The following is a 5643-nucleotide window of genomic DNA, read 5'->3' as shown; positions in this document are numbered from 1 at the left end:
CCTCGCCGTTTCGCGCGCCCAGCAGACTGGAGGTCTTGATGTTGTAAGTGACCTTTGGTCGTAAGCTCGTTGTCGCCTGCCGGTGGGAGTCCGGTCCGGGTAGCTGCCAGGAGGCCCGGTAGCAGACTGGCGGCGTCGGGGGAAACGCCCGGCGTCGAAGCCCAGTGTCGAAAGCCCTTCAAAGGGGGAGCAATGCAGCGGTCCGTAGCATGAAGCGAAGCCTGCGGCGTCGTTAGAGGCCCGTCTCTCGGGATGGGGACAGGGAGTGCCGAGCCCCCGAAATCAGGGCGAAGGCCATGGAAGCGGCGAAGATCCTGGAGATGCAGCCGTGAAGGACTCCCCGGCGTATGGGGCATGGAACGTTGCGACGGTGACAGCGGGAACTGGGGAGGCCCTCCCCGGCCCGGCGGCCTGCGGACAGCTGCCGTCGGAAGCTGCGCGTCCTATAACCGGGTGCACCTCGGGAAGTGGGCGCGGGTCGGGTGGGCGTCGGAGGCGGCCGTAGTACCGCTATGAGCCGGGGGACAACACAACCCTCGGCCAGGGAAGGGCCGCTGCTTCGTCGATGCGCAATCTGTCTGGAGGGACTTGGTGAGTGCCGCTACGGCTATTTCCGCCACGTCGGGATCCCTGAATCTGGATCCGGTCCGAGCATTGCAGCATGCGCTCTACCGGGCGGCCAAGGCCGAGCCCGGACGGCGGTTCCACGCGCTGGGGGACAAGGTCCACCGCAGGGGCGTCCTGCGGCGCGCGTGGGCGATGGTGCGTCGGAACAATGGCGCTCCAGGCATTGACGCCACCACTCTCACGCATGTTGAGGAGTACGGCATCGAGCGGCTCCTTGACGAACTGGCCGCGGAACTCAAGGAAGGCCGCTGGCGGCCGTTGCCCGCGCGCCGGGTATTCATTCCGAAACCCGGCGTGGCGGAGCGGAGGCCGTTGTCGATCCCTTCCGTCCGTGACCGGATCGTGCAGGCCGCGTTGAAGATCGTGCTCGAGCCGGTCTTCGAGGCCGATATGCTCCCGTGCTCGTTCGGGTTTAGGCCCAGGCGCGGGGCACACGATGCCCTCCAAGTCTTGATCGATGAGGCGTGGCGGGGCAGGCGTTGGGTGGTGGAGACGGATATCGCCAACTGTTTCGAGGCGATTCCGCATGAGAAGTTGATGCAGGCGGTCGAGGAACGCGTCTGCGACCGGTCCGTCCTCAAACTCCTGCGCGCGATGCTGCGGGCCGGAGTGATGGAGGACGGGCAGGTCCGTCGGCCGGTGACAGGAACCCCACAAGGCGGTGTCGTTTCACCGTTGATGGCGAACGTGTATCTGCATCGGCTGGACCGGGCATGGGACGCGCGTCGTCATGGGGTTCTGGTCCGTTATGCCGATGATGCCGTGGTGATGTGCACTACCCGCGCGCAGGCCGAAGCCGCCCTTGGGCAGCTGAAGGTCCTGCTGGACGACCTCGGCCTGGAGCCGAAGGCGGCCAAGACCAGGATCGTGCACCTGCAGGTCGGAGGCGAGGAAGTGGACTTCCTCGGCTTCCATCACCGGTGGGTCACGTCCCGGCCTCGCGGCGGGCGGCGTCCTATCGCCTTCCTCGCTCGCTGGCCCTCGGACAGGGCAGTGCAGCACGCTCGTGACCGGATCCGTGAACTCACGGAACGGCGCCGGATGCTGCGGCCGGTCGAAGTGATCGTGGAGGACGTGAACGCGTTCCTACGCGGATGGGGCGCGTATTTCCGGTTCGGGAACTCGGCCCATCGCTTTGACCAGATCAGCTCGTACGCGCGGATGCGGATCGGCGGGTTCATTGCCAAGAAGCACCGGCGCAGCCGGAAGTTCGGCTGGTCGGTGGTCGCTTACGCGGCCTCCGACGCGTTGGGGCTGGTCGCCCTGCACGGAACCGTTGTTGCACCCAGACCCTTCCGGGACTGGCGGGGCAGGCCGAATGCCGGCGGTGAACGGCGTCGGTGAGCCGTGTGCGGGAGAACCGCACGCACGGTTCGATGCGGCGGGGGCTGGAAACGGGGCGGACGTACTCCGCAACCGCGCCAGCCCCCGACCCTACGGTTGGGGCGATGAGGTGTCGTTGAGGGTAACTGCCGGGTGGCCGAGGCGTTTTCGTTGTTCGGGCATGGCGGTGACCCGGCGCGGTGGTCGGGTTCTCCAGGGTCCTTCGGGTCGTGGGCGGTCAGGGGTTTGGCGGTCAGCCGGCGGGACGGGGCAGCGAGGCGAGACGATGGAAGGCCGTGGCCAGTTCGTTTCTCCAGGGCCAGGTTGCCGATATCCCCAAGCGCAGGCGTCGGCCTGCACTGGACGACGATGACGGGTCCGGCCGCGCGCAGACCCCTCTGCAGGCAAGTAGTCGGCGCGCCGCCCCGCCGTGGCGGACCCTGCGGCCTGCGGTTTTCCCTCCATCGCACCGAGTCCTGACGCGACCAGGAGCGCGACGTGAGGCGCGATCAGAAGCGCGACCGGCGGGGGCGTGGCGGTCGCCTGCACCAACACCGGATTCGCCATGAAATCTGCCCAGTACGGCGTTCTGGGCGCCTGTCAGCCCTACCCGGATCTTCGACCCGGAGCGGCTGACGTTTGCGACGCAGGGAGGCGTATGGCGCCCGCCCCGACCACGGGCCCGACCGCGGGGCGACGTAGGCCGACCACAGCCCCGACCACCGCAGGCCACGCTGCTCCTGGACCACGATCCCGGCGGCCGGGGCGGCCGGAGATGCGCTGCCCGTACGATGACCGGCGTGACCGTCCGCCGCGCACTTGGCGCCGGCCCTCAGGCTCCCGCGCACAGCATCCGCGCCGCCCAGGTCGACCTGCTCGACGCTCTCCCCGGAGAGCGCCTGTCCGACCTCGACGAACTGCGAGCCCGAGGCGTGCTCGGCACGCGCCCGGCTGCGCCCCCGTTTCCGCGGCGGACCCTCGGGACCGGTGGCTGCGCCGACGAACTGCGTGGGGCAAGTCGCAGAACAAGCCCGGAATGAGACCTTCAGCCGAAAGAGCCCCGCCGGATCACCGGCGGGGCTCTTCGTTGTCCTGCTCCTCCGCTCAGCCCTCGCGCTGCTCCTGGGCGTAGCGGGCGGCGATTTCCGCGCCCCGGGCAAGGATTCCCTGTTCCAGGGCGCTCATTTCGGCTGGGGTGTACTCGCGTTCCTGGACGACGGCCCAGCCGATGGGGCCGTCCGGCCCGGCCGCGGTGGTGATCCGCGGTTCGGCGGTGTCGGGGCGGGCCAGGGCGTGACGGCCCTGGTGCACGTGACGTTGTTGCGAGTGAGTTGGAGGGCACGCCGTACGTCAACGGCACGTTGTAGAGCAGCCCGCCGACACATCCGGAACCACATTCCGGCCACAGCAGCCGGAATTGTCGAGGCACGGGAGAAAGCCGGCGCATGACTACCCGCCGCAGAAAGCCGATCTCCGATTTCATGGACGAGGAAATCCCTTCCGCGCCCACCATGCCGCGCGCACCACACCCGTGCGGGTCACGCTCGACCTGAGCCCCGCCGACCACCGCGCACTCAAGAGGTGGTGCAACATCACCGCCGCGGCACTGGAGCTCTCCCAAGTACCACTCGCGCCGGTCCTGCGGATCCTCGGCCAGCAGCTCCTGGCCGATCAGGAGCTGGCCGCCAGAGTGCGCGCCGAACTGGAGCAGGCCGGCGGCGGCATGTACTGACCATCAGTACATGTTCGGGTCCGTGGCCGGCCCGACCGCGGACCCGGAGGCGTCCCGGGATTGCACCGCTCGTGCAAGTGCCCCGGGTACGGGTCCCGGCCCCGGACCGTACCGGGCGGAGGCCAGGGGGGATCACCGTCAGGCAGCCCGATAGAACCCCGCCGGGAGACCCTTGCTTGCCGCCGCGCAGCCGCTCCGGAAGAGCAGCGGCTGCGTGAGGGACTCTCAGTGGCGCATCCGGCCACGCACGAACAGGGCGACCAAGGTGACCGCCGCGATTGCGCAGACCACCATGCCGACAGCCAGCAGGGCTATCCCGGTGTCGCTGATGCCTGGCACGACCTGGTGCACGCTAATTCCGTCGGCGTCGGTGACCTCCCGCTCGGTGTCCGGATGGCCTGTGATGTAGAGGACCATGGCACCGATCGCGGCCAGGCATGTCGCGGTTCCGGCCAGCAGCCAGCCGCCTGCCTTGCGTTGCCACTCGTCGCCGGTGAGCCGGGTCGCGTCCGGGCAGCGGTTCAGCACTACGAGGCCCAACTCCCCGTGCTGATCGGTAAGCCCGTCAAACCGGACAAGCCTGCCGTCGGCGAGGCCAAGGACACAGCGGTATCCGGTGCCCAGCCGCGCGGTGAGCGCGTTGTCCGTTTCGCTGCTCTTGACGGTGACTGTAGCTATCTGGCCCCAGGTCCAGCCCGCCTTGCCGCGCCGGGAACCGTGTACCAGGCCGTGTTCTCGCACCTCGAAGTACTCCCCCGCCCGCCGCGTGCCGCTCGCACGGCCTGCGTCACCGCGATGAACAAACCGGACAGACCGAGGCCGATCAGTACACCGATCATCTTGCGGCTGCCAGACGACTCGCCGTCGCCGGTGCCGGACAGGGCCCACAGGCCCACACAGCCGGTGGGGACGCCGATCACGAGTGCCCAGCCGGCGTTCTCCCATCTTTTCCGGTTGGCCACCCCATGCCTGCTGATCACCGGGCCGAGATCATCGAACATATGTGTCTCATTGATCACCGGGCAAGTGAAGCACTTCGCCACCTCGGCCTCAAGACTGTCTTACAGGCCGCGCGGATAGGCGCGGGTTGAAGGGTTCGTTTGGGTCTGACCGTGGTCCGAGAGATCGCTACTCGCTGTGACATTGCGGGTGTTGGAACGGTCGCTGCTGGTGGGCTCGCGGACGTGGTGCGGTTCTGTTCATTGTGCTGGGCATTGTGGGTCGGGCTGGGGTTGGTCGAGGTGTGCGTAGAAGTACGCGTCTTGTTACCGGAGTTTGTTTTCGCGTGGGGAGGGGCGTGTTGGCCGGGGCGAGGGCGGATACCGTGTCGGTCATGTCGGATGGTCTTCAAAGTGGCGGTCGGGGCCGTGAGCCCGCGGTGGCGGGTGGGCGGTTGAGCGATCCGGGGTGGCTGGTGAACGCCGACCCCGGGCAGGTCCTGGCGGCGCTGGACGGTGCGACGGGGCGGGAGGAGATGCTGGCGGCGGCGGTATACCGGGCGTCAGCGCATGTGCACGGCGATGCCAGTGCGGGGGTGCGACGGCAGGTGCTTGCGTTGGACGCGGCCCGCTACGGGGACCACGCGCTGTCGGCACGGATCACCGCCGTACCGGTGGACGGTGCGGCGGCCGCACGGTGGGGGCTGGAGTGGGCTACTGGCAGCATGGTCGATCACCGTCTCCGGCAAACCCTGTCCGGCCACACCGGTGGGGTGTGTGCGGTGGCGGCGGGTATGGTTGAGGGCCGCCCGGTCGCTGTCACCGGCAGCGCCGATACAACGGCTCGGGTCTGGGATCTTGCCACCGGTCGGCCCCTCGGTGAAATCCTCACCGGGCACACCGGCCCGGTCGAGGCGGTGGCGACGGCGGTGGTGGAAGGCCGCCCGGTCGCTGTCACCGGCAGCGCCGACAAGTCGGTGCGGGTGTGGGACCTGGCCACCGGACAGCCCACCAGCGAACCCC

6 protein-coding genes are annotated in these 5643 nt (G+C 68.8%); 4 read left to right on the top strand and 2 right to left on the bottom strand.

Annotation, left to right across the window (positions count from 1 at the left end; genetic code table 11):
- The first annotated feature begins 591 nt into the window (after positions 1–591).
- A complete protein-coding gene (gene ltrA, locus GA0115254_RS21405; RefSeq protein ID WP_093896907.1) occupies positions 592–1971 on the top strand; it encodes a group II intron reverse transcriptase/maturase in 1380 nt (459 codons plus the stop codon).
- Between the two features lie 779 nt (positions 1972–2750).
- The gene (locus GA0115254_RS43935; RefSeq protein ID WP_141720887.1) at positions 2751–2990 is read left to right on the top strand and encodes a hypothetical protein; all 240 of its coding nucleotides are present in this window, start codon (positions 2751–2753) and stop codon (positions 2988–2990) included.
- A gap of 64 nt (positions 2991–3054) precedes the next feature.
- On the opposite strand, the gene GA0115254_RS21395 is transcribed toward GA0115254_RS43935, so the two are convergent.
- Entirely contained in the window at positions 3055–3261 is a 207-nt protein-coding gene (locus tag GA0115254_RS21395; protein ID WP_093896905.1) for a hypothetical protein, read from the bottom strand.
- A 220-nt stretch (positions 3262–3481) separates the two neighbouring features.
- Here GA0115254_RS21395 and GA0115254_RS21390 point away from each other — a divergent pair, with 220 nt between their 5' ends.
- Positions 3482–3682, top strand: a complete 201-nt coding sequence (locus GA0115254_RS21390) for a hypothetical protein (protein WP_093896904.1) — start codon at positions 3482–3484, stop codon at positions 3680–3682.
- 225 nt (positions 3683–3907) lie between these two features.
- On the opposite strand, the gene GA0115254_RS43930 is transcribed toward GA0115254_RS21390, so the two are convergent.
- The gene (locus GA0115254_RS43930; RefSeq protein ID WP_141720886.1) at positions 3908–4423 is read right to left on the bottom strand and encodes a hypothetical protein; all 516 of its coding nucleotides are present in this window, start codon (positions 4421–4423) and stop codon (positions 3908–3910) included.
- A 652-nt stretch (positions 4424–5075) separates the two neighbouring features.
- Between GA0115254_RS43930 and GA0115254_RS43305 the strand changes: the two genes are divergently transcribed.
- On the top strand, positions 5076–5643 hold a 568-nt coding region (locus GA0115254_RS43305; protein WP_370740916.1), incomplete at its 3' end, for a WD40 repeat domain-containing protein.

Origin of the sequence: Streptomyces sp. Ncost-T10-10d, from assembly GCF_900091955.1 — a bacterium.
Classification (GTDB): Bacteria; Actinomycetota; Actinomycetes; order Streptomycetales; family Streptomycetaceae; genus Streptomyces.
This window is presented reverse-complemented; position numbering and strand designations above follow the sequence as displayed.